This window comes from Sphingomonas sp. BL-S-30 (genome assembly GCF_055521475.1).
On sequence record NZ_CM145481.1, the window covers coordinates 4,062,501 to 4,085,505 of the forward strand.

General features: G+C 66.8%; 25 protein-coding genes (1 of these 25 running past the window's edge). 5 read left to right on the top strand and 20 right to left on the bottom strand.

The window, feature by feature from the left end; all coding sequences use genetic code 11:
- A protein-coding gene (locus ACZ1I5_RS18870) for a DUF885 domain-containing protein (RefSeq protein WP_465170775.1) crosses the window boundary here: on the bottom strand, positions 1-300 show its start. It extends 1,539 nt beyond the left edge of the window; the window shows 300 of its 1,839 coding nt (coding positions 1-300); its start codon is at positions 298-300; its stop codon lies off the left edge, out of view.
- A 72-nt stretch (positions 301-372) separates the two neighbouring features.
- Positions 373-1,431, bottom strand: coding sequence for an ATP-dependent DNA ligase (locus tag ACZ1I5_RS18875; RefSeq protein WP_465170776.1), 1,059 nt, complete (start codon positions 1,429-1,431; stop codon positions 373-375).
- 8 nt (positions 1,432-1,439) lie between these two features.
- Between ACZ1I5_RS18875 and ACZ1I5_RS18880 the strand changes: the two genes are divergently transcribed.
- Positions 1,440-2,018, top strand: coding sequence for a hypothetical protein (locus ACZ1I5_RS18880; RefSeq protein ID WP_465170777.1), 579 nt, complete (start codon positions 1,440-1,442; stop codon positions 2,016-2,018).
- Between the two features lie 70 nt (positions 2,019-2,088).
- Positions 2,089-2,370 carry a hypothetical protein gene (locus ACZ1I5_RS18885; protein WP_465170778.1) on the top strand — a complete coding sequence of 94 codons (282 nt, stop codon included), beginning with the start codon at positions 2,089-2,091 and terminating at the stop codon, positions 2,368-2,370.
- Between the two features lie 9 nt (positions 2,371-2,379).
- On the opposite strand, the gene ACZ1I5_RS18890 is transcribed toward ACZ1I5_RS18885, so the two are convergent.
- The 7 genes from ACZ1I5_RS18890 to ACZ1I5_RS18920 all read right to left on the bottom strand — a co-directional run bounded on the left by ACZ1I5_RS18890 (position 2,380) and on the right by ACZ1I5_RS18920 (position 9,115).
- A complete protein-coding gene (locus tag ACZ1I5_RS18890) occupies positions 2,380-3,378 on the bottom strand; it encodes an anion permease (RefSeq protein ID WP_465170779.1) in 999 nt (332 codons plus the stop codon).
- 7 nt (positions 3,379-3,385) lie between these two features.
- Positions 3,386-4,501: a DUF47 family protein gene (locus ACZ1I5_RS18895; protein WP_465173998.1), complete on the bottom strand. Its 1,116-nt coding sequence runs from the start codon at positions 4,499-4,501 to the stop codon at positions 3,386-3,388.
- A gap of 73 nt (positions 4,502-4,574) precedes the next feature.
- A complete protein-coding gene (locus ACZ1I5_RS18900) occupies positions 4,575-5,288 on the bottom strand; it encodes a haloacid dehalogenase type II (protein ID WP_465170780.1) in 714 nt (237 codons plus the stop codon).
- Positions 5,288-6,388 carry a histidinol-phosphate transaminase gene (gene hisC, locus ACZ1I5_RS18905; RefSeq protein ID WP_465170781.1) on the bottom strand — a complete coding sequence of 367 codons (1,101 nt, stop codon included), beginning with the start codon at positions 6,386-6,388 and terminating at the stop codon, positions 5,288-5,290. Before hisC ends, ACZ1I5_RS18900 begins: the two co-directional genes overlap by 1 nt.
- A gap of 64 nt (positions 6,389-6,452) precedes the next feature.
- On the bottom strand, positions 6,453-6,851 hold the full coding sequence (locus ACZ1I5_RS18910; RefSeq protein ID WP_465170782.1) for a hypothetical protein: 399 nt from the start codon (positions 6,849-6,851) through the stop codon (positions 6,453-6,455).
- Between the two features lie 98 nt (positions 6,852-6,949).
- Entirely contained in the window at positions 6,950-8,644 is a 1,695-nt protein-coding gene (locus tag ACZ1I5_RS18915) for a DEAD/DEAH box helicase (protein WP_465170783.1), read from the bottom strand.
- Positions 8,645-8,734: 90 nt separating this feature from the next.
- Positions 8,735-9,115 carry a hypothetical protein gene (locus tag ACZ1I5_RS18920; RefSeq protein WP_465170784.1) on the bottom strand — a complete coding sequence of 127 codons (381 nt, stop codon included), beginning with the start codon at positions 9,113-9,115 and terminating at the stop codon, positions 8,735-8,737.
- Positions 9,116-9,273: 158 nt separating this feature from the next.
- Between ACZ1I5_RS18920 and ACZ1I5_RS18925 the strand changes: the two genes are divergently transcribed.
- Positions 9,274-10,017: an HAD-IIB family hydrolase gene (locus tag ACZ1I5_RS18925; protein ID WP_465170785.1), complete on the top strand. Its 744-nt coding sequence runs from the start codon at positions 9,274-9,276 to the stop codon at positions 10,015-10,017.
- 58 nt (positions 10,018-10,075) lie between these two features.
- On the opposite strand, the gene ACZ1I5_RS18930 is transcribed toward ACZ1I5_RS18925, so the two are convergent.
- The 3 genes from ACZ1I5_RS18930 to ACZ1I5_RS18940 form a co-directional block, all read right to left on the bottom strand.
- A complete protein-coding gene (locus ACZ1I5_RS18930) occupies positions 10,076-11,257 on the bottom strand; it encodes a BaiN/RdsA family NAD(P)/FAD-dependent oxidoreductase (protein ID WP_465170786.1) in 1,182 nt (393 codons plus the stop codon).
- Between the two features lie 149 nt (positions 11,258-11,406).
- Positions 11,407-12,963, bottom strand: a complete 1,557-nt coding sequence (locus tag ACZ1I5_RS18935) for a sensor histidine kinase (RefSeq protein ID WP_465170787.1) — start codon at positions 12,961-12,963, stop codon at positions 11,407-11,409.
- Complete coding sequence (locus ACZ1I5_RS18940) at positions 12,960-13,652, bottom strand: response regulator transcription factor (protein ID WP_465170788.1); 693 nt, start codon at positions 13,650-13,652, stop codon at positions 12,960-12,962. The genes ACZ1I5_RS18935 and ACZ1I5_RS18940 overlap by 4 nt, the downstream gene beginning before the upstream one ends.
- 181 nt (positions 13,653-13,833) lie before the next feature.
- Between ACZ1I5_RS18940 and ACZ1I5_RS18945 the strand changes: the two genes are divergently transcribed.
- The gene (locus ACZ1I5_RS18945) at positions 13,834-15,030 is read left to right on the top strand and encodes an acetyl-CoA C-acyltransferase (RefSeq protein ID WP_465170789.1); all 1,197 of its coding nucleotides are present in this window, start codon (positions 13,834-13,836) and stop codon (positions 15,028-15,030) included.
- Positions 15,031-15,062: 32 nt separating this feature from the next.
- Here the strand turns inward: ACZ1I5_RS18945 and ACZ1I5_RS18950 are convergent, their stop codons facing one another.
- From ACZ1I5_RS18950 to ACZ1I5_RS18965, 4 genes are all read right to left on the bottom strand, one after another.
- A complete protein-coding gene (locus ACZ1I5_RS18950; protein ID WP_465170790.1) occupies positions 15,063-16,112 on the bottom strand; it encodes an MlaA family lipoprotein in 1,050 nt (349 codons plus the stop codon).
- Between the two features lie 235 nt (positions 16,113-16,347).
- Positions 16,348-16,878 carry an SRPBCC family protein gene (locus ACZ1I5_RS18955; RefSeq protein WP_465170791.1) on the bottom strand — a complete coding sequence of 177 codons (531 nt, stop codon included), beginning with the start codon at positions 16,876-16,878 and terminating at the stop codon, positions 16,348-16,350.
- 2 nt (positions 16,879-16,880) lie between these two features.
- Positions 16,881-17,318 carry an SRPBCC family protein gene (locus tag ACZ1I5_RS18960; protein WP_465170792.1) on the bottom strand — a complete coding sequence of 146 codons (438 nt, stop codon included), beginning with the start codon at positions 17,316-17,318 and terminating at the stop codon, positions 16,881-16,883.
- On the bottom strand, positions 17,315-17,644 hold the full coding sequence (locus ACZ1I5_RS18965; RefSeq protein WP_465170793.1) for an ArsR/SmtB family transcription factor: 330 nt from the start codon (positions 17,642-17,644) through the stop codon (positions 17,315-17,317). Before ACZ1I5_RS18965 ends, ACZ1I5_RS18960 begins: the two co-directional genes overlap by 4 nt.
- Before the next feature lie 127 nt (positions 17,645-17,771).
- Between ACZ1I5_RS18965 and ACZ1I5_RS18970 the strand changes: the two genes are divergently transcribed.
- On the top strand, positions 17,772-19,037 hold the full coding sequence (locus ACZ1I5_RS18970) for a thiolase family protein (protein ID WP_465170794.1): 1,266 nt from the start codon (positions 17,772-17,774) through the stop codon (positions 19,035-19,037).
- A gap of 33 nt (positions 19,038-19,070) precedes the next feature.
- Here ACZ1I5_RS18970 and ACZ1I5_RS18975 read toward each other — a convergent pair whose 3' ends face one another.
- The 4 genes from ACZ1I5_RS18975 to ACZ1I5_RS18990 all read right to left on the bottom strand — a co-directional run bounded on the left by ACZ1I5_RS18975 (position 19,071) and on the right by ACZ1I5_RS18990 (position 22,948).
- The gene (locus ACZ1I5_RS18975; protein WP_465170795.1) at positions 19,071-19,790 is read right to left on the bottom strand and encodes a hypothetical protein; all 720 of its coding nucleotides are present in this window, start codon (positions 19,788-19,790) and stop codon (positions 19,071-19,073) included.
- Positions 19,791-19,841: 51 nt separating this feature from the next.
- Positions 19,842-20,495, bottom strand: a complete 654-nt coding sequence (locus ACZ1I5_RS18980; RefSeq protein WP_465170796.1) for an MAPEG family protein — start codon at positions 20,493-20,495, stop codon at positions 19,842-19,844.
- A 2-nt stretch (positions 20,496-20,497) separates the two neighbouring features.
- Complete coding sequence (locus ACZ1I5_RS18985; RefSeq protein ID WP_465170797.1) at positions 20,498-21,844, bottom strand: dihydrolipoamide acetyltransferase family protein; 1,347 nt, start codon at positions 21,842-21,844, stop codon at positions 20,498-20,500.
- A 99-nt stretch (positions 21,845-21,943) separates the two neighbouring features.
- The gene (locus ACZ1I5_RS18990) at positions 21,944-22,948 is read right to left on the bottom strand and encodes an alpha-ketoacid dehydrogenase subunit beta (protein ID WP_465173999.1); all 1,005 of its coding nucleotides are present in this window, start codon (positions 22,946-22,948) and stop codon (positions 21,944-21,946) included.
- Between the last annotated feature and the right edge of the window lie 57 nt (positions 22,949-23,005).

Sequence of the window (23,005 nt, forward strand, 5' to 3'; positions counted from 1 at the left end):
GCCGGTGCGATCGAGCTTGCGCATCTGCCCGAGCCGGGCAGTGCAACGACGCGACCGGGCGAGATCGCCGGCGATACTCCGATCCATGAATCGCCCGTGCAGCGCGGCACGCTCGCCGCGGTCGAGGCCGAGCGACAGGGCATATTCGGGCGAGTCGGCCAGAAGGTCCTCGGCCAGCGTCAAGAGCAGTTTTTGGGCGCTTGCGTCGGCGGGCGCGGCCGCGGCCCAGGCGGGGAGTGCCACGGTGAGGCCGAGCGCGCCCGCGCCGGTGAGGAGTTCGCGCCGTGTCGCCTGAATCATGATCGCCCCGTGTCGGTTTCGGCCGGAACGTATCGGGCTAACGCGATGGCGGCTAGGGGCCGGTGAGCGACGTCAGCGGTGCGCCGGCGGGGAGCCGGCGGCGTTGATGATTTCCTCCAGTTCCGTCGGGCTGATCTCGCGCACCAGCTGGTCGCGGGTGCACTGCGCGGGTGCCTTGTCGGGTCGCCAGCGGAGCAGCCGTGTACCATGGCGGAAGCGGCCATCAGTGATCTGGTCGTACACTATTTCGACCACGCAGTCGGGCCTGAGCGGACTCCATCGGGTGGAACGTTCGGTCGCCCAGCGGCTGGGACCGCCGGGAGCTTTTCCGGTGAAGCCTGGTGCTTCGACGAGGGGAGAGAGTTTCTTCAGCAATGCCGGTCGATCCGCGGCGGGCATGCCGGAGGTAAAGCCGACATGGTCGAGCTTTCCGTCATCGTCGTAAAGGCCGAGCAGCAGCGACGCGACACCCTTGCCGTCCGCCGTCTTGCGGAAGCCGCCGACCACGCAATCGGCCGTGCGCAGCTGCTTGACCTTGGCCATGGCGCGTTCGCCGGCGAGATAGGGCAGGCCGAGCCGCTTGGCGACGACGCCGTCGAGCGCGCCGCCCGCTTCGCGCAGCCAGGCGCGGGCATCCGCCGCATCGGCGGTGCTTGGCGACAGACGCAGCCTGTCATTGCCGTGATGGCGGTGAAAATCCTCGAGCGCGGCGCGGCGACGCTCAAACGGATCGCCGGTGAGATTCCTCCCCTCCAGTTCCAGTGTATCGAACAACACCATCAGCGCCGGCGTCTCCTGCGAGAGGCGGGTGATGCGGCTCGGCGCCGGGTGGAGCCGCGCCTGGAGCGCGCCAAAGGACAGGGTGTCGCCGAGCGGCACGATGATCTCTCCGTCGAGGATGAAGCGCGGGGACATGTTGGCACCGAGCAGCGCGACCAGCTCCGGAAAATACCGGCCGAGCGGCTTGCCGGATTTGGACCAGATCGCGACCTCGCCATCCCGCTTCACCGCGATAGCGCGGAAACCGTCCCATTTGGGCTCGAACTGCCAGTCCGGGCCTTCCGGCAAGTCCGAAACGAGCCGCGCCTCCATCGGCGGGATCGGCTGAGCCAGGGCGCGGGCGATATCCATCGTGTCAGATGCCGGACCAGATTCGCGCGACGGCAACATTGTCCATTGAGTTCGTTCCGCTGATGCATGTCGACCACCGCAAAGCGGCCGGGCGCGTTTTCCGTTCCGCTTCCACCGGGGTATCGCGCCGTCGAAGCGACCTGGTCGACAAAGCCCCCTGTTCTCCCCGAAAAGTGACGAAATATAGATCCTATTCGGACCTATTATTATTCGACAACAGAAGTGCTGAAGCTGTCGCTTGCTCCCGACGATATTGCATGAGAAGATCGGCAGAATCGAGAAGGGGGAAAGACACAAAAATGGCATATGCGTTGCTTTCCATCCTGATCGCCGTTGCGTCCTATGCTCCAGTAGATGGGCCGGCCCAAGGTGCGGCGGAGCCGCAAGTCGGCGCGGACAAGAAGATCTGCAGGATGATCGTGCCCACCGGATCGATCATGGGCAAACGCTTCTGCCTGACCAAGCAGGAGTGGAAAGACATGAACACGCGAACGGAGGAGAGCGCCAATGCAACGCTTGCCCGTAGCGGGGCGGGGAAATGCGACGGAAAATGCTCCACGACCCCGGGGGGAATGGGGGGCTTCTAAAAGGACATGAGCTGGATACCGCGTGCCGCGGTATTTCGGCGCTCGGCAGGAAGAACGGGAAAGATATCAAATGGCCTATGCATTGTTGTCCATGATCGCCGCGGCCGCGGCCTTTGCTACCTCAGGCGCGGTTGCCCAAGAGGCCGCCACGTCGGGGCAGACCCCAGCGCCCGCGGACAAGAAGATTTGCCGGATGATCGTCCCGACCGGATCGATCATGGCGAAGCGCTTCTGCCTGACCAAGCAGGAGTGGAAAGACATGAACAACCAGACCGAGGAAAGTGCCGGTTCTGCGTTGTCGCGGCGTGGCATCGGGATGTGCGATGGCAAATGCCCCGTCTCGGGAACCTGACCGAAGCCTCTAAAGAAACAGCCCGGTAATCCACCAGGTCAGCGCGGCGACCAGAGCAGCCGCCGGCAAGGTCACGAACCAGGCGACGACGATATTGCTGGCGATGTTCCAGCGCACCGCGGAGAAGCGCCGCGCGGCGCCAACGCCGACGATCGCGCCAGTGATGGTGTGCGTCGACGACACCGGCACGCCGCCGAAAGTCGCCATGAACAGGGTGATCGCGCCGCCGGTCTCCGCGCAGAAACCCTGGGCTGGGGTCAGTCGCGTGATCTTCGAGCCCATGGTGTGGACGATCTTCCACCCGCCCGACATGGTGCCGAGCGCCATCGCCGCCTGGCAGGCGAGCACCACCCAGAAGGGCACATGGAAAGCGCCGTGATAGATGCCCTGCGAGAAAAGCAGGACAGTGATGATGCCCATCGTCTTCTGCGCATCATTGCCGCCATGCCCGAGCGAATAGGCCGCGGCCGAGAGAAGCTGCAATTTGCGGAAGCGCTTGTCGACGCCCATCGGCGTGAGCTTGAGGCTGGTCCAGGCGACGATCAGCACCAGCACGAGCGCAAGCCCCAGGCCAACCGCGGGCGAGGCGAAGATGCCGACCACCGTCTTCAGCACGCCGCCCCACACCACGACGCTGAGCCCCGCCTTGGCGATGCCGGCGCCGAGCAGGCCGCCGATCAGCGCGTGGCTGCTGCTCGACGGGATGCCGAGCATCCAGGTGATGACGTTCCACACGATCGCGCCGATCAGGGCGGCGAAGATCACCTGCGGATCGACGATCTGGGTCGAGATGATGCCGGTGCCGACAGTCTGCGCGACATGCTGGCCGAACACGGCAAAGGCGATGAAGTTGAAGAATGCGGCCCATAGCACCGCGTGATGCGGCTTCAGCACGCGGGTCGACACGACGGTGGCGATCGAATTGGCGGCATCGTGCAGGCCGTTCAAGAAATCGAACAGCAGGGCGACGCCGATCAGGGCGATCAGCAGGGGAAGGGAAAGCGTCACCGCGGGATCAGGCGTGGTCGATCACGAGACCCTGGATCTCGTTCGCGACATCCTCGAAGCGGTCGACGATCTTTTCCAGGTGACTGTAGATTTCCCGCCCGACGATGAAGTCCATCGGTGCATTGGGGCCATGCGCCTTGAACAAGGCTTTCAACCCGGCATCATGGATATCGTCGGCATCGCCCTCGATCCTGATCAGCCGGGCGGTGAGATCGTGCAGGCGGCCGGAATTCTGCCCAAGCGAGCGGAGCAAGGGGATCGCCTCCGCCGTGATGCGCGCCGCCTCGACCACGATGCCGGCCATGTCGCGCATCTGCGGCTCGAAGCTGGTGACTTCATATAGTTCGATCGACTTGGCGGTCCCGTTCATCTGATCGATCGCATCGTCCATCACGCCGATCAGGCTGGTGATCGCGCTGCGATCGAACGGCGTGACGAACACGCGGCGCACATCCTGAAGAACCTCGCGCGTGATATCGTCGGCGGCATGTTCATGATCGACGATCGCGGCGATATTCTCGGCGATCGGACCCTGATTGTGCAGCAGGCGCGCGAGCGCGTCCGCGCCGGCGACCAGCGTCGCGGCATGCGCCTCGAACTGATCGAAGAACCGCCCCTGCTTGGGCATCAGCGCCTGAAACCACGCGACCATCGGTATTCTCTTTCTTGCCTGGGTCCGGAACGCGGGAAGGACGCGCTGCGCCAGACTAGCCGGAATCACCGGTGCCCGGAAAGCGGCAATCAGCGTCTTCAGCTCGGGTTCGTCGACCGCCGCCGCGGCGCGGGGCAGATCGAACCAGCGGGTATCGCGCTGATGGCGCTCGGGCCAGTCGTCGACCTGCTCGACAAAGGCGACCGGATAGACCGTCACCACCAGGTCGCGGTCCTGCCCGGTGCGGCGACGCTTGAGATAGGAAAAGCGCCCGATCGGCGAGGGACAGGCGATGCCGCGCACCCCGGCTTCCTCGAACGCTTCCTCGGCCGCCGCCTCGTGCGACGCCAGTCCCTTGATCGGGTTGCCCTTGGGAATCACCCAGCGCCCCGAATCGCGCGAGGTGATCAACATCACCTCGGCGCTGCCATCGGGCCTGATGCGATAGGGAAGGGCGGCAATCTGGTCGATCTGGCTTGGCTCCGTATGTCATTTTTGTGACAGGAGAACGCAGGATCACGTCAGCGCGAACAAGTCCAGTACATCAGCACCCGAGCCGGGTGGCGAGACCAGTGATGCTGTCGGCGAGATAATCCCAATCCTGCCGGCAATGCCGGTCTGGCGCGGATCGTCCGCCATGTTCCATCGGGCGATCGACATAGGCAGTGGCGAGACCGCAGGCGCGCGCGGCGGCGAGATCGCTGTGATGGGCGGCGACGAGACAGAGCGCCGCTGGATCGATGCCGAGCACTTCGGCGGTGCCGAGATAGGCGCGCGGTTCGGGCTTGTAGGCGCCCGTCACTTCCGCGCCGAGGATCGCATCCCAGGGCAGGCCGCCGCGCCGGGCCATCTCAAGCATCAGCGCGATATTGCCGTTGGACAGCGTGAAGATCGGATAGCGCGCCTTCAGCCGGATCAGCCCTTCGACCGTGTCGGGCCAGGGATCGAGCCGGCGCCAGGCATGCGCGAAATGGTCGCGCGCAGCCTCGTCCATGCCGGTCACGCTATGGCGGTCGAGCAGGGTGTCGAGCGTTTCGCGGTTGAGCACGTCCAGCCGCACAAAAGGTCGCCTGCCGGCGCGGCATTCCTCCATCGCCGGCTGATAGAGCCCCCGCCATTCATCGGCGAACGCGGCGGGGTCGATGTCGGGGCGGCCGAGACCAGCGAAGACGGCCGCCGCCTCGCGCGCGATACTCGTGCGCCAGTCGACCACCGTGCCGAACACGTCGAACGCCAGCGCCTCGATCGGCGCCGCCATCAACTTTCCTGGTCGACGATCTCGCGCAGGGCATCGGCCAGCACGCGTGTTTCCTGCTCGGTACCGATCGTCATGCGCAGGCCCTGGGCGAGCCCCTGCCCCGGCAGCCAGCGGACGATGATGCCACGTTCCATCAACAGGCGGTAGGCGACCTCGGCGGTCAGCTTGCCTTCGAACAGGACGAGCAGGAAATTGGCATGGCTGGGCACGACGCGGAGACCCGCATTGCCGAGCTTCGCGATCTCGTCGGCGAGCCAGGCACGCCATTGGATATTGTGGGCACGGCTGTGTTCGATGAAATCGGTCGCGCCGAGCGCGGCGATCGCTGCCTTCTGGCCGGCGGTGGTGATGCAGAAGGGCGCGCGGATGCGGTGCATCGCGGCGACGGCCTCGGCCGAGCCATAGCCCCAGCCGATCCGCTCGGCGGCGAGGCCGTGGATCTTGGAGAAGGTGCGCGTGACGATCACGTTGGGCGCGTGGCGCGCGAGATCGAGCCCGCCGTCATCCTCTTCCGGCGTCAGATATTCGGAATAGGCCTGGTCGATCACCAGCATCACGTCCGACGGCAGGTTGGCGTGAAGACGGAGGATCTCGCCGCGCGGAGCATAGGTGCCGGTCGGGTTGTTCGGGTTGGCGATGAACACGATGCGGGTGCGATCGGTGACGCAGGCGAGGATCGCGTCGACATCGGTCGCATAATCCTTGTCGGGCGCGACCACCGGCCTGGCGCCGACACGGCGCGCGGCGATCTCGTACACCGCGAAGCCGTAGTGGACGAAGATCACTTCGTCGCCCGGACCGGCATAGGCACCCGCCGCGAGATGGAGCACTTCATCCGAACCGGTGCCGTAGATGATCCGGGCGGGATCGAGATCGTGATATTCCGCGATCGCCTCGCGCAGCTCGGCCGCGCTCGCATCCGGGTAGCGATAAAGATCGCCCACATGCCCCGAAAAGGCGGCGCGCGCCTGGTCGCTGGTGCCGAGCGGGTTCTCGTTGGACGACAGCTTGGCGATCGGCGCGCCGGCATCAGTGGTGGAACGCCCCGGCACATAGGGGGCGATCGCCATGATCCAGTCTTTGGGTTTCGGTGCGGTCATGCGGGTGCCCTAAGGTCGATCCCCGCGCTCCGCAATGCCATGGTGCCGCGCAGGCAGGCGAAAGTCAGTCGCGCGGTTTCGGCGGACGATTCGGGCGCGGGCCGCGAGGCTTGGCCGGATCATTGCCGCCGGGCTTGGGCGGGGGCGCGTTGGGCCGGCGATGGCGCTGGGCGTCGCGCGAAACGGGGCGTGGCGGCGGCGGGGTGCGGGGTACCGCCGAACCCGCCGGCGCGACATTATAGCCTTCCTTGAGCAGGCGCGTGAACGCTGCGCGCACATTGGTCGCGATCGCTGCCTGAAGCTCGGGCGGCAGATCGGCCAGCGTCGTGTTGGCGTGCACCGAATTCAGATCGCGGAGGAGCGTGTTGGGCACGCCCTTCGACGCGGCCTTCAACGCCCCGATCGAATCGATGACGGCGGAAAAGACGATGTCCTGCATCACGTCGGTGGCTGATTTGCTCATGGGCGCGGGCACTAGAAGGATTCCGGCCGGACTGGAACAGCAAAGTTGCCGATGTCCGCGCCGTTACCCCGGGGCCGTTCCGGGGTAACGGCGAGTCGTCAGTTCCGCGGGCGCTTGCGCAGGGTCGGGCGCGGCTGATGACGGACGGGGGCCGGGCCGTTGTGGCGGCGCGGCTCGCGCGAGGCCTGTTCCGGGCCGCCTTCCATCACCTCGAACTGGACGCCGCCTTCGGCTTCTTCGCCGACGGTGCGCTTGACCGAGGCCATGAACTTGCCGGCGATGGCGCGCGGGATCTGGAACGCGGTCTCGTTCGGACCGATCCGGATCGCGCCGACCTCATTCTTGGTGATGTGCCCGCGGCGGCAGATCAGCGGCAGGATCCAGCGCGGATCGGCGTTCTGGCGGCGACCGATGTCCATGCGGAACCACACGATATCGTCGAAGCCCTCGCGGTGATGCTCCTTGCCAGCGGGCTGGGCAGCCCCCTGGGTCAGCATCTCTTCCGGGGCGGGCAGGCGCGCGCGATAGGTCTTGACCAGGGCAGCCGCGATATCCTCGGGCGATTTCTGCGCCATCAAGGTCGCGGCGAGCGCGCGGTCGTCGTCGTCGACCTCGACCGTCTCGAGCAGCATTTCGAGCAGGCGGGTGTGATCGGCCTTGCGGATGTCGTCGGCGGTCGGGGCGTTGACCCATTCCACCGCGATACGCGCGCCGCGCAGCATCATCTCGACCCGGCGACGGCGCTGGAACGGGACGATCAGGACCGCCGTGCCCTTCTTGCCCGCGCGGCCGGTGCGGCCCGAGCGGTGCTGCAGCGTCTCGGCATCGCGCGGCAACTCGACATGGATGACCAGGCTGAGTGAGGGCAGATCGATGCCGCGCGCAGCGACGTCAGTCGCGACGCAGACCCGGGCGCGCTTGTCGCGCAGCGCCTGCATCGCGGCGTTGCGCTCATTCTGGCTATGCTCGCCGGACAGGGCGACGGCGGCGAAGCCGCGCTCGACCAGGCTGGCATGGAGATGGCGGACATTGTCGCGCGTCGCGCAGAACAGCATCGCCGATTCGGCCTCGTACAGGCGCAGCAGATTGACCACGGCATTTTCGATATCGGCCGGGGCGACGGTGACGGCCTGATAGCTGATGTCGCCATGCCCGCGATCCTCACCGACGGTGGAGATGCGCAGCGCGTCGCGCTGGTAGCGCTTGGCGAGTGCGACGATCGGCTTGGGCATGGTCGCCGAGAACAGGAGCGTGCGGCGCTGGTCGGGCGTCGCGTCGAGGATCTGCTCGAGATCCTCGCGGAAACCCATGTCGAGCATCTCATCGGCTTCGTCGAGGATGACCGCCTTCAATGCACCGAGATCGAGCGCGCCGCGTTCGATATGGTCGCGCAGCCGTCCAGGCGTGCCGACCACGATATGCGCGCCGCGCGACAGGGCACGGCGTTCGCTCGATGCGTCCATGCCGCCGACACAGGTGGCGATTTTCGCGCCGGCCTTTTCATAGAGCCAGGCAAGCTCACGGCTGACCTGGAGCGCGAGTTCGCGAGTCGGCGCGATGGCGAGGGCGAGCGGCGCGCGCGCCGGCGGCAGCGTGCCTTCCTCGCCGAGCAGCTGGGGCGCGATGGCGAGGCCGAAGGCGACGGTCTTGCCGGAGCCGGTCTGCGCCGAGACGATCATGTCTCGGCCTTCGGCTTCGGGTTGGATTACCGCGGCTTGCACGGGAGTCGGCGCGGCGTAACCACGGGCGGAGAGCGCTTCGGCGAGAAGCGGGGGCAGCGTTGAGAAGGGCATGATATTCCGGATATGGGGGCACGCGGCGTCGCGGCAAAGCGGGGCCCTAGCAGATAATCCGGATTAAAGCACGCCCATGGCGAAAATGGGTCAGATGCGCTGCCGTTTCCATGCCGCGAGCAGCCCGGGCCGGGCGCTCGCGTCACTGACCCAGTCGCTCTCGCGCCGGCCCTCGATCAGCGAGACCGCCACGATCTGGGCGAAGGCGACGGGAAGCAGGACATAGCTGCCGACGACCAGGGCGGCGAACAGTCCGGTGGCCGAAACGGCGAGCATCAGCACGGTGACGATGGTCAGCCAGAAGCGCGAGCCGGTAATGCCGAACAGGGCGAGGCATGCCCCCGCACCGACCGCAAAGGCGATCGCGACGGCGTTGGGCGCGGCGACCGCGAGATAGAGAAGCGAAGCCGCGAACAGGGCGAGGCCGGTTTGGGTACGACCGGACCAGGCGAAGAGATTCTGCGTCGACATGATGCCCCCTGTTGTTGGGGAACGAACGATGCGATTCCATAACGGTTCCACGCCCATGTGAAATCGGCGCGTGAATCGCGAGGGAACTTCCGGCGGGATCGGGCGCTTGCATCCCGTCTCGCCGCACCGCGGCAAATCCATCTTCAGGGAGCCCAGGAATGAAGCAGCTGGTTGCGTTCGATCTCGACGGAACGCTCGCCGAGAGCAAGCAGCCGCTGCAGGAGCCGATGGGCGAAGCGCTGGCCGATCTGCTCGGCGTGGCGCATGTCGCGGTCATCTCGGGCGGGGACTGGCCGCAGTTCGAGAAGCAGGTGGCAAGCCGTCTGCCCGCCCGGGCCGACCTGGGCCGGCTATGGCTGATGCCGACGACGGGCACCAAGCTCTACCGGTACGACAATGCCTGGTATGCGGTATATGCCGAGCTGTTCGACGACGCGCAGAAGCAGGCCATCTTCGCCGCGTTCGACGCGTCGCTGAAGGCGACCGGATTCGTACCTGAACAGACCTGGGGCGAGCGGATCGAGGACCGCGGCAGCCAGATCACTTTTTCCGCGCTCGGCCAGCAGGCGCCGCTCGACGCGAAGGAACATTGGGACCCGGATTTCGCCAAGCGCAAGGTGATCCAGGCCGATCTGCGCAAACGCCTGCCCGGCCTGTCGATCAACATGGGCGGCGCCACCTCGATCGACATCACGCGCGAGGGCGTGGACAAGGCCTATGGCCTGAAGAAGCTGCGCGATGCGAGCGGCATCGAGCTGGACGCGATGATGTTCATCGGCGACGCGATCTTCCCGGGCGGCAATGATTACCCGGCCAAGGAGCTCGGACTGGACACGGTGCGGGTGCGCGATCCCGAAGATACCTTGTCAGTGATCGCCGCGATCGTCGCGTGCCAGAAATGAGGCCGTAAATCGCGGCCGCTTCGACCCGGAATTCGGCGGGCCGGAGCGAGAGCCCGCGTCAAACGACCTGCCCCGCCGCCCAGCCGCTGGCCCAGGCCCATTGGAAATTATAGCCGCCGAGCCAGCCAGTGACGTCGACCGCTTCGCCGATCGCGTAGAGGCCGGGGACTTTCCGGGCCTCCATGGTCTGCGAGGACAGCCCGTCCGTCGCGATGCCGCCGGCGACGACTTCTGCCTTGGCCAGGCCTTCAGTGCCGTTGGGCGTGAAACGCCAGTCGGCGAGGCGGCGGGCGGCCTCGTCGAGGCGCTTGTCGGTCTGGGCGCCGAGATCGCCCTCGACACCAAGCCGGTCGGCAAGGGTTTCGGCGAGGCGGGCGGGGAGTTGGCTGGCCAGCAACTTGCGGAAAGCGGTGCGCGGATTGGCCCGCTTCGCCTCGGCCAGCCAGGCAGGTTTCAGGTCCGGCAAAAAATCGATGCTGATCGACTCGCCGTGGCGCCAATAGGAAGAGATTTGCAGGATCGCGGGACCGGACAGACCCTTGTGCGTGAACAACGCCGCCTCGCGAAAAGCGGTCTTGCCGCAGCGCGCGACGACCTCCGCCGCGACGCCGGAGAGCGAGCGGAACAGGGTTTCTTCACCACCAAGCGTGAAGGGCACCAGCGCGGGGCGCGGCTCGACGACTTTCAGGCCGAAGCGGCGGGCGAGATCATAGGCGAAACCGGTCGCACCCATTTTCGGGATTGAGGGGCCACCAGTGGCGATGACCAGAGCAGGCGCAGTGGCGGTGCGATCGCCGAAAGTGACGCGGTACTGGCCGTCGGCATGGTCGACCTCGCGGATCGGCTGGCCGAGGCCGATGGTGACATTGCCGGCATCGCATTCGTCGAGCAGCATCGCGACGATCTGCTTCGCCGAACCGTCGCAGAAGAGTTGGCCAAGGGTCTTTTCGTGCCAGGCGATGCCGTGGCGATCGACCAGGTCGATAAAGTCCTGCGCCGAATAGCGCCCCAGCGCCGATTTGGCGAAATGCGGATTGGCAGAGAGGTAGCGGTCGGGCCCGGTGTTCACGTTCGTGAAGTTGCAGCGCCCGCCCCCAGAGATCAGGATCTTCTTGCCCGGCTCCTCCGCGTGATCGAGCAGCAGCACCCGCCTGCCGCGCTGGCCGGCGGTGAGCGCGCACATCAGGCCGGCGGCGCCGGCGCCGAGGATGATCGTGTCATAGGGTTGGGGGTTGGTCATTAAAGACGAGCGCTACCTGAATCCCTCTCCCGGCGGGAGAGGGAGGGAGCCGCGTAGCGGCGGAAGGGTGAGGGTGACAAGGCCGGTCGCCCTCACCCCGACCTGCTGCGCAGGCCACCCCTCTCCCGCTGGGAGAGGGGAAGAAGAAGTCACGCCACCGGCAGCCTCAGCCGGAAGCACGCGCCCGCGGGCACTTCCTTCGCGACGATCGTGCCGCCGGTCGCGGCCAGCAAGGACCGCGCGATGGCGAGGCCGAGCCCGGCGCCGCCCGCCTCGCGCCGACCCGTGAAGAAGGGTTCGAAGATCCGTTCCAGATCGGCAACCGCGATGCCGGGGCCGTCGTCGGTGACCCACAGGATCACCTCGCTGTCCGCCGGCTCGATACGGATGCTCACCCGCCGCGCGCCAGCCTGGCGGCTGTTCTCGACCAGGGTTTCGAGCAGCGTCTCGACCACCTCCGGCGTGATGCGCGCCATCGGCGCGTCGGCGGCGGCGACATCGACCGCGAAGCGGTCCGAACGGAAGGAATCCGCCACGCGCCGGGCCGACGCCGTGATGTCGGCCCGCGCGGCGGCATCGATGCTCGCCATGTCGGCGCGGGCGAGATCGAGCAGCCGCTGGACCAGCCGGGCCAACCGCTCCGCATCGGCCGAGGCATTGGCGATGAAGCGGCGGCGTTCCTCCTCGCTCATTTCCTCGCCATGCTCGTCGAGCAGTTCGAGCGCGCCGCGGATGCCGGCGATCGGCGTCTTGAATTCGTGGCTGACCGCCGCCGCGAAATCCTTGAGGTAGCGCGAGCGGCGCTCGATCCGGTCGGCCATGGCCCGGAAATTGTCGTAAAGCTGCGCGATCTCGATCGCGGCGGTGACCGGCGTCTCCGGCACCGCGACCCGGCCGCGCGCGATATCCTCGCTGGCCCGGGCCAGCGCGTCGATCGGGCGCGCGATGCCGCGCGACAGCAGGGCGACCAGCACCAGCAGCGTCGTGAAGATCAGCCCGATGCCGAGCAGGATCTTGCCGCGATCCTGATAGAGCCCGACGAACAGGCCGCGCGGGGTGCGCGACAGCATGACCACGCCGATCACCCTGCCCTGGTCGATCACCGGCCGCGCATGGTGGACCCGGATGGCATAGGCCCGGCTGAATAAAGCGAGCCAGCTTTGCGCTTCATAACGACTGCGCTCGCGAAGCACGGTGCGCGGGCTGCCGGCCAGCGCGGTGCGGACTTCGGGCAGATTGTCGTAATTCACCATCACATCGTCGCGACCGAGCACGACCAAACCGTTCGCGTCGAGCAGACGAGTCGCGGTCAGGGTCACCGCCGCCGCGTCGCTCGCCATCGGCATCAGGGTACGGGCGACCATCGCGGCATGGCGATCCGGCATGCCGCGCCGCGTCTCGGCCGGGCGCGCCGGCAGGACGGGCATGGTGCGCAGGTCGATCGTCGGGCTTTCCGGCGCGAGCAGGCGGCGCGACGGATCGGGCACGCCGCCCCGCCACGCCGATTTATAGGCCGAGGCCAGCACCACGCTTTGCGAGATCAGCTCCGCCTCGGTCTGCTGGACGATGGTGTTTTCATAGACGCGCAGGAACAGGGCGGCGACGCCGGGAAGCGCGGCGACGAACAACAGGGTGCCGAGCAGGATCGAGCGCAGCCTGAGCTTCGGCCAATGCGCTTTGGCAAAGCTCTTGAGCGCTCCGATCAACGACAGGCGCCGATCCGGTAGCCGATGCCGGCGCGCGTCTCGATCAGGTCGGCCGCACCGAATTTCGCGCGCAGGTTGCGGACATGGCTGTCGATCGTCCGGTCGGTAATGGCGAAGCCGGGGCCGTGCAGCCGGTCGATGATCGCATCGCGGGTATAGACCTTGGCCGGATTGGCGGCGAGCAGCAGCAGGAGCTGGAATTCGGTGGCGGTCAGCGGCACCGGCGCGCCGTCCCAGCGCGCTTCCCAGCCCTCGGTATCGAGCGTCAGGCGGTTGCGGGTCACATTCTCGGGCTCGGGCGGCGGCGCGCCGCGCTTAAGGATGGCGCCGACCCGGGCGACCACTTCGCGCGGCGAGAAGGGCTTCACGACATAATCGTCGCCGCCGATCTCGATGCCGACGATCCGGTCGATCTCGTCGTCGCGCGAGGAAAGGAACAGGATCGGCAACGCTGCCCCTGCCCCGCCCGCGGCGCGCAGCCGGCGGCACAGGTCCAGGCCGTTCAGGCGTGGCATGTTGATGTCGAGCACCATCAGGTCGGGCATCTCGCGGCCGATCGTCTCGAACGCTTCCTGGCCGTCCGCCGCCTCGCTCGGCCGCATGCCGGCCTTGCCCAGCGCGAAGACGAGCAGCTCGCGGATATGGGGATCGTCGTCGACGACGAGGATGCGGTGGCTCATGGGTTTCATTGTGGTCCTGTCGCGCTAGCGGTCAACGGCTCAATCCTTCGTCATGCCCGATCTGGTCTAGGCGGGCTCCATCGACGCCTCATCCGGCGCATGTGGAGAAATCGTGCAGAGGCGCGGCCTTCCCAAATCCTTCCATCCCGCCTAGAGCGCTCGCCATACCCAATCCTCGAAAGGACTCTCCATGCGTGAAGCTGCCATTGTCGCCACGGCCCGTACCCCGATCGGCAAGGCGTATCGCGGGGCGTTCAACATCACTGAGGCGCCGGTGCTGGCCGGGCATGTGATGAACGCCGCGGTGGCGCGTGCCGGGATCGATCCGGCGCGGATCGACGAAGTATTCTGGGGCGTCGGCGGGCAATGGGGCACGCAGGGCGGCAATGCCGGGCGGATGGCGATCTTCGCCGGCGGCTTGCCCGAAAGCGTGCCGGCCTTTTCGCTCGACCGGAAATGCGGATCGGGGCTGACCGCGGTGGCGCTCGCGGCGCGATCGATCATGTGCGACGAGATGGACGTGGCGCTGGCCGGGGGCATGGAATCGATCAGCCTGACGGTGACCAAGGACGCGCCGCGCTTCATCAACAAGTCAGTGATCGCGAAGGAGCCGGCCGCCTATATCCCGATGATCGAGACCGCCGAGATCGTCGCCGAACGTTACGGCATCAGCCGCGAGGCGCAGGACGCCTATGGCGCGCAGAGCCAGCAACGCGCGGCAGCCGGACTGGAGCGGGGTGCGTTCGCTGAGGAGATCGCCCCGATCACGGTCGACAAGGCCGTGTTCGACAAGGAGGGCAACCGCACCGGCACCGAGACAGTGACCGTGTCGCGGGATGAGGGCATTCGCGCCGGGACGACGGTAGAGGCGCTGCGCGGGCTGAAGACGGTGTGGTCCGGCGGCGAATTCACCGGGCCGGGATCGAACATCACCGCGGGCAATGCCAGCCAGCTGTCCGACGGCGCCTCGGCGCAGATCCTGATGGACCGGGCGACCGCCGAGGCCGAGGGCAAGGAGATTCTCGGCATCTATCGCGGTTTCCAGGCGGCCGGGTGCGGGCCGGACGAGATGGGCATCGGCCCGATCTTCGCGATCCCCAAGCTGCTGGCGCGGGCCGGGCTGTCGGTCGCGGATATCGGGTTGTGGGAACTGAACGAGGCGTTCGCCAGCCAGTGCCTTTATTGCCGCGATCATCTCGGCATCGATCCGGAGAAATACAACGTCAATGGCGGCGCGATCGCGGTGGGGCATCCGTTCGGCATGACCGGGTCGCGGCTGGTCGGCCATGCGCTGATCGAAGGGCGCAAGCGCGGGGTGCGTTATGTCGTGGTGTCGATGTGCACTGCCGGCGGCATGGGCGCGGCGGGGTTGTTCGAGATCGTCTGAACGGGGCGATACCCCGTCGAGGGGGCCCGGCGTTACGGCTGGGGCGGCGCGGCCGATGGTGGTTCGGACGGTGGATCCGCTGGCGCGGCGGCGGGATCGTCCGCCGGTGCCGGCGCGGCAGGAGGCACCGGCGTCGATTGCGGGAAGACCGCTTCGACGGGGGTGATCGCCGGGCGAGGCTGTTTGCCGCCCTTGCCATGCAATGCGTCGATCTCGGCCTGGCGACGGTTCAGATAATAAGCGCGCGCGGCCGCATAGGGATCGGGATAATCCTCGCGCAGCTTGTTGAGTTGCTCGTCGAACTCGGCGCGATAATCGACCGCGCTGAGGACTCCGCTCGGAATGGAATAATAGGTTTTGTCGAATGGCGTGCCCACGGCGATGGGCAGCACGAGGCGGTCGACGCCGCCTCCGATCAGGTCGCGCAGGGTCGTTGGCCCGATCAGCGGCACGAACAGGAAGGGGCCTGGCTTCACGCCATAATAGCCGAGCGTATTGGCAAACCCGTTCGGACGGCGCGGCAGGTTGATCGATTGGAGCTTCGCGACATCGACCAGTCCACCGATGCCAATGGTGGAATTGATCGCGAAACGCCCGGCCGTTTCCGCGGCCTTGCCCGGCTTGAGCTGGAGCAGGAAGTTCAGGAACACCACCGGCTCGCGCAGATTGTTGAGAACGTTGCGCAGGCCGCTACGAATCGGTTTGGGGACGGCGCGCTTGTAGGTCAGCGCCACCGGCCCGACCAGAGCCCGGTCGACCTTCTGGGTGGCGGCGAAGGAATCGGCGTTCACCTGCTGCAGCGGATCTCCGGCGACGACATGTGGACGCGCGGTGACCACGATATCGCCGCCTTGCGTGGTGGAATGCGGCGCGGGCGGGGTCGCGGCCGAGGGCCTGGGCGTTCCCGGAGCCGTCGTGACATCCTGTTCCGTCGCCGGAGATGCCACCGGCGCAGGCGGGACGGGCGCATCCTGATCGACGACGGCGATGGTCGCCGGCGCTGTCGCGGGCTGGATCGGGTCGGGGCTTGAAGAGATGCCGGTCAGCAGCAGGGCAGCAATGGCGCTGATCGCCATGCTCATCGAACAGCCCGGTTGGACAGGGCCGATATCGCCTGGACAGGACGCGCGGCGCAGCCCTTGCCGAAGCCACCCCTTGACGCGACCATCAAGCCACCCCTTTGCCCGCCATCCCCAAGACAGGAACCACTATCGGTTCTGTCACGGGACCGTCATGTTCTATCAGGCAAATTATCGGAAAGGTAAACTCGGCACTGCAAATTTCCGCCCTCATTCAACGGCCCTGTGGCTGAAGGCTTCACCCATTCCCGCCAAGCGCTTCCCTGACCGTGACCTCGGAGGCCGCGTGGAGCGCCCAGAAATCGCGGACCGGTTCGCCTGTGAATTTCGACATCAGCACCGCGAGATGCGCGTGCCAGCCGCCGCCGAAATCGACCATGCCGGCCGGGCCTGAAATGCCGCTATGCGTCAGCACCAGCCGGGTCTTGTCACCCATCGCGGTCAGTTCGAACCGGGCCTCGCCTTCCTTGCCGCCGTCCCAGCTCCAGGCGACCAGATGCGGCGCCTCGAACGCCGTCACCCGCTCGTGCGACACGGCGCCGCGATGCGCGCAATATTTCTCGGGATAGGACACGTCGTCCGCCGAGAGATTGTCGTGATCGAAAACGAGCTCGACCTGGCCGCCGACCTGCGGTTCGAGCGTGCCGCCGGCGAACCACAAGGCGCGCAGATCGGCATCGACCAGATATTTCCACACGGTGTCGATCGGCGCGTCGAGCACGCGTTCGAGGCGGATCGTGCCGGGGGCAGTCTTTTCGATGGCAGGCATGGTCATTCCTCCAGAGCCGTGGCGAGCGAGTCGAGAATCATGGTCCAGCCCTTGCGGGTCTGTTCCTCATAGGCGGACCATGCGGGGTCCATCTCGTGCGTGAGGGTCAGCGTTGCGCCTTGCCCTTTCGCCACGATGTCGATCGATACTCGGGTCCATTCGCCTTCTTCCGCCGGATCCGCCGCGAACAGGAAGACCAGGCGGCGCGGGCGATCGATCTCTTCATAGCGGAGGCGGTGATGGGCATCGCCCGAAGCGCGACGCTCGACGATCAGCGCGCGGCCGCCGACACGGGCATCGATCTCGACCGTGCACATCTCGCCATCAGGTGTTTTGAACAGGAACTGCCCCGCCTTTTCGGGGTCGAGCCACGCATCGAACACGGCCTCCGGCGTGGCGTCGAAATCGCGGGTGATGGTGAGGATGACGGGTGCGGTCATTCTGCTCTCTCCTTCTCGGCCTTGAGCAGTTCGTCGAGGATGTCGAGCCGCCCGGTCCAGAACGCCTCCCATTGGCGCAGCCAGGCCTGGGCCTCGCGCAGCGGCTCCGCCTTCAACCGGCACAGCTGTTGCCGGCCGGCCTTGCGGCGTTCGACCAGCCCGGCGCGCTCCAGCGCCTGGACATGTTTCGAGGCGCCGGCGAAACTCATCGCATGCGGCGCGGCGAGCTCGCTAATGCTGCGCTCGCCGCCGGACAGGCTGGCGAGCATTGCACGCCGGGTCGGGTCGGCGAGGGCGGCGAAGGTGATGTCGAGTCGTTCAACCATGTGGTTTAATATTGCCGAGCAAGCCCAAACTGTCAACTAATCGGTTGAATAATTCTTCTTCGCCTCGCGGCCTTGCAGGCGCGGGCCCGCGACATCAGATTCGGGGTCGAAACGAAGGAGACCGGAAATGCAGCGCTTCGCCCAGCCCATCTATATCGCGGCCGGTCTTCGAACGCCGTTCGGACGTGGCGGCGGGGCGCTCGCCGATCATGACGCGATCACCATGGCAGTGCCGGTCGCCCAGGCGATGGCGGCAGTCGCGCGGCCCGACCTGTTCGTGTGGGGTACGGTGATCCCGAGCCTCGGCTGGAGCAATATCGGGCGCGAAATCTGGCTCGATGCCGGACTCGACCCGACCGTGCCGTCCTTCTCGGCGGTGCTGGCCTGCTCGACCTCGATGGTCGCGGCCTTCGCCGCCGCGGGCATGCTCGGCGGCGACAAGGATCTGGCGCTGGTCGGCGGGTCCGAAGTGATGAGCAACCCGCCGATCGGGCTGAAGCTCGACGCGTCGAAGCGGATCGTGAAGCTGTTCCGCACCGACCCCGCTGCCGCGCTCGCCGCGCTGCAGGCGTTGACCCCGAACGACCTGGTGCTGCCGATCAAGGGTTTCGCCAACCGCATCACGGGGCGCACCATGGGCGACCATATGGAGGAGACGGCGAAGATCTGGGGAATTTCGCGCGAGGCGCAGGACAACTGGTCGCTGAAGAGCCACCAGCGCGCCGTCGCCGGTTGGGAGAACGGCTTTTTCGACGACCTGGTCATCCCGCTGCCCGAAATCACCCGCGACGCCAATCCGCGCGCCGACACCTCGGCCGAGAAGCTCGCTACCCTGCCGCCCGCCTTCGACAAGACCAGCGGCACGGGCACGCTGACCGCGGGCAACAGCTCGCCGATCACGGATGGCGCCGCCGGCTGCTGGGTCGCGACCGGAGCCGGGCTGAAGAAACTGCCCGACGGCATTTTCCACGCCGAGCTGGTCGACCACGAAACCGCGGCGGTCGACCATGCCGAGGATGGGCTGCTGATGGCGCCGAGCTTCGCCATTCCCCGGCTGCTGGCGCGGCACGGGCTGCGTTACGAGGACGTCGCGCTATGGGAGATCCATGAGGCCTTTTCGGCGCAGGTGCTGGCCAATGTCGCCGCGCTGGAGAAGCCGGGCTGGACGCGCGACCGTGCCGGCGTGGATTTCGATTTCGGGCCCTTCCCCTGGGATCGGGTCAACCCGAACGGCGGATCGGTGGCGATCGGCCATCCCTTCGCCGCGACCGGCGCGCGCGACCTCAGCCAGGCCGTGAAGGAGCTGTGGGACAAGCCGAGCGGCACCTGGGCGGTGGTCAGCGTTTGCGCCGATGGCGGGCACGGCACGGTATCGCTGCTGCGGCGGCCATAAGGTCGCGGAGCGGCGCGGCGCCCGGCGGCGCGGTCATTCCAGCGCCTCGGCCAGCGCGACCAGGGCACCGCGCGGATCGTGCTCGATCGTGTCGCCATGCGACACGATGATGCGCTTCAATCCGGGCACGGCGGCCCAGGCGCGAAGCTGCGCCGCGAGATCGGCCTTGCTCTTGCCCATGCCCAGCTTGACCGGTCCGGGCACGTGCGGTTCGTCGCCGGCAAAGCCCATCAGCTTGAGCAGCCAGCCGCTGAAGCCGTGCGCGTCGCGGATATTGCCGATGATGTCGTTGAGGATCAGCGTCGTGCCGTCCGTCCCATCGACTCGCAGCGCCGATTCGCCCTGATGCGTGCCGGGCACCACGATCCACGTCACCGCAGAATCGCCAAAATCGACATTGGTGGCATCGACCGGCACCAGCTGAGCGACCTTTTCCCGCGCGGCGGGCGGGGTGATGACCAAGAGCGAGGGGTAGCGTTTTTTCCAGATGCCGGCGTCGAGGCGGTGATGGGCATTGGGCACGATCAGCCAGGCGGGATCGCCGAACGCCTCGATCTCGCGCATCTGCTCCTCGTCGAGCGCGATCGCGCTGAACACCACCAGCCGGCTGTCGCGCAGCCGGACGATCGTCATGCGGCGCGGGAAATCCCCGATCGGCATGTGGATCGTGCCGGTGACGGTGAGGATGTTCGGCGCGACCTCGGCCAGCCGGCCGTGCGGCAGGACCTTCCAGTCAGTGAGCGGTTCGGACATGGTCTGTCTCCTCTTCGCCGCTGAAACGCGCGAGGGGACAGGCGGGATGCGTCAGGCGGCCTCTTCGGCCCGCCAATGTTCCCAGCGGAGCAGGAGCATGATAAACAGCTCCGCGGCGACAAAGGGCGCGACCAGCGCGACCGCGCCCCACCAGCCGAGCCAGAGATAACCGAACCGGCCGACGCAATAGAGCAGCACCATCATGCTCTGCACCATCCCGACCAGCCCCGCCGAGCGGAAGCGGGGCGCGAGCAGATAGCCGATCCAGAACACCCAGCGCGCGATCACCCAGACGATGGTACAGGCGACGACCGCGCGCATCGACGCGCCGTCGCGCGCCTGGACGGCGAGCAGGAGCAGGCCGGGGACGAACAGCCAGAGCTGCTCGATCGTGTTCTGGACATAACGCTGGTTGACCCGCATCCGCCGCGATTCGGCGCCGGCCAGCGGATCGATCGCGGGGGTCACCAGCCTTTCGTGCGCGACCGCCTCGATCCCCGGCAGCAGGGCGAGCAGAGTCGCGATGCCGACGCAGTGAAGCGCGAAGAAGAAGCGCGCGGTCTGAGTCGCCATGCCCGGGACGGGCGGCATGGAACGATCGATGAAGAACCACAGCCCGATGGCGACAGGCAAAGCGAGCACCACGCCCATCGCGAGCGCGCGCTGCTGCGCCTCGATCGACCCTGGGACAAGGCGGTTCGACATGGTCAGTCGGCGAAGAGCAGCACGGGCGTCTCGAGATATTTCTTCAGCGCCTGCACAGAGCTTGCCGCATCCCACCCGTCGACCACGCGGTGATCGCAGCTGATCGAAAGATTCATCAGCTTGGCGCGGACGATGTCGTCGCCGCGGAAGACGGGGCGCTCGACGATCTTGTTCGGGCCGATGATCGCGACCTCGGGCCGGTTGATCACCGGCGTGGTGGCGATGCCGCCGAGCGGCCCGAGCGAGGTGATGGTGAGGGTGGAGCCGCTGAGTTCCTCCGACTTCGCCTTGCCGGTGCGGGCGGCCTCGGCGAGGCGGGCGATCTCGGTCGCGAGCTGCCAGACATTGAGATCCTGTGCGTCGCGGATCACCGGGACCATCAGGCCGGCCGGCGTCTGCGTCGCCATGCCGAGATGGATCGAGCCATGGCGGGTGACCAATCCAGCCTCGTCGTCATAGCGCGCGTTGATCATCGGGAAGTCGGGGATCGACTTGCAGATCGCGACGATCATCAGCGGCAGCATGGTCAGCTTGGGCCGGTTGCCGCGATTTGCGTTGAGATCGGCGCGCATGTCTTCGAGCGCAGTGACGTCGATTTCGTCGACATAGGTGAAGTGCGGGATGGCGCGCTTCGAGGCAGCCATGTTTTCGGCGATGCGACGGCGCATGCCGATGACCTTGATCGCCTCATCGGCGCGAGCGCGCGATGCGTGCGGGGCGTGATAGCCCTGTCCGCTGCCGTAGCGCAGGAAGGCGTCCAGATCGGCGTGACGGATGCGGTCACCTTCCGACTTTACCGAGGCGAGGTCGACGCCGAGATCGGCCGCGCGGGCGCGGACCGCGGGGGAGGCGAGGACATGGGCGTGGGGCGCGGCGGCCTTATTCTCACCGTTCGTGTCGAGCGAAGTCGAGACACCTGGCTCAACTGCCGGGGCCGGTTTCTCGACTACGCTCGAAACGAACGGTTGAGGGGATTCGATGCCCTCCTCACCCGGCGTTTCCGCCTCGATCTGCTCTTCGACTTCCTCGGTCTTGGTCTCTTCCGGCAAATCCCCCGGCGCGACATCCGCCACCGTCTCCGGCGACGGTTCGATCGCGCCTTCAACCGCATCGGTCTCGATCACCACCAAGGCGGCGCCGATCGACACCTGATCGCCGACCTCGCCGGCCAGCTCGACCACCGTGCCGGCGACCGGGGATTCCATCTCCACCGTCGCCTTGTCGGTCATCATGTCGGCGATGCCCTGGTCCTCTTCCACACGGTCGCCCACGGCCACGTGCCACGCGACGATCTCCGCTTCGGAGATGCCTTCGCCGATATCCGGCAGTTTGAAGGTGAAGCGTGCCATTAGTCTAATCCGTTCGTTTCGAGCGAAGTCGAGAAACAGGGGGCCGCGCAGGTGTCTCGACTTCGCTCGACACGAACGGGGATGGCAGCGCCATCGAAATCAGTCCTTCATTACCTTTTTCAGCGCTTCGCCGATGCGGACCGGGCCCGGGAAATAGGCCCATTCCAGGCTGTGCGGATAGGGCGTGTCGAAACCGGTCACGCGCTCGATCGGCGCTTCGAGATGGTAGAAGCAGCGTTCCTGGACGAGCGCCGACAGCTCGGCGCCGAAGCCGCTGGTGCGGGTCGCCTCGTGCACGATCATGCAGCGGCCGGTCTTCTTCACCGACGCCTCGATCGTCCCGATGTCGAGCGGGACGAGGGTGCGCAGATCGATGATCTCGGCGTCCACCCCTGCCTCCTCGACCACCGCCAGGCAGACATGGACCATGGTGCCATAGGCCAGGATGGTCAGCGCCTCCCCGGCGCGGACGATCTTCGCCTTGCCCAGCTCGATCTTGTAATAGCCGGTCGGCACCTCGCCCGCGGGATGCTGCGACCAGTTCTTCGTCGGACGATCCCAATGGCCGTCGAACGGGCCGTTATAGATGCGCTTGGGCTCGAAGAAGATCGTCGGATCATTGTCCTCGATCGCGGCGATCAGCAGGCCCTTGGCGTCATAGGGGGTCGAGGGAATCACCGTCTTCACGCCCGAGACATGCGTGAAGATGCCCTCGGGGCTCTGGCTGTGCGTCTGGCCGCCGAAGATGCCGCCGCCGAAGGGCGAGCGCACCGTGATCGGCGAGGTGAACTCGCCGGCCGAGCGGTAACGCAGCCGCGCCGCCTCCGACACGAGCTGGTCGAGCGCGGGATAGATATAGTCGGCAAACTGAATCTCCGGCACCGGCCGAAGCCCGTACGCGCCCATGCCGACCGCGACGCCGATGATGCCGCATTCCGTGATGGGCGTGTCGAACACGCGGGTCTTGCCATATTTCGCCTGCAGGCCCGCGGTCGCGCGGAACACGCCGCCGAAATAGCCGACATCCTCGCCCATCACGATGACGTCGGGATCGCGCGCCATCATCACGTCCATGGCGGAGTTGATCGCCTGGATCATGTTCATGCGGGCATTGCCGTCTGGACCGCCTTCAGGGGCGACTACGTCGCCGGGACCAGCCTC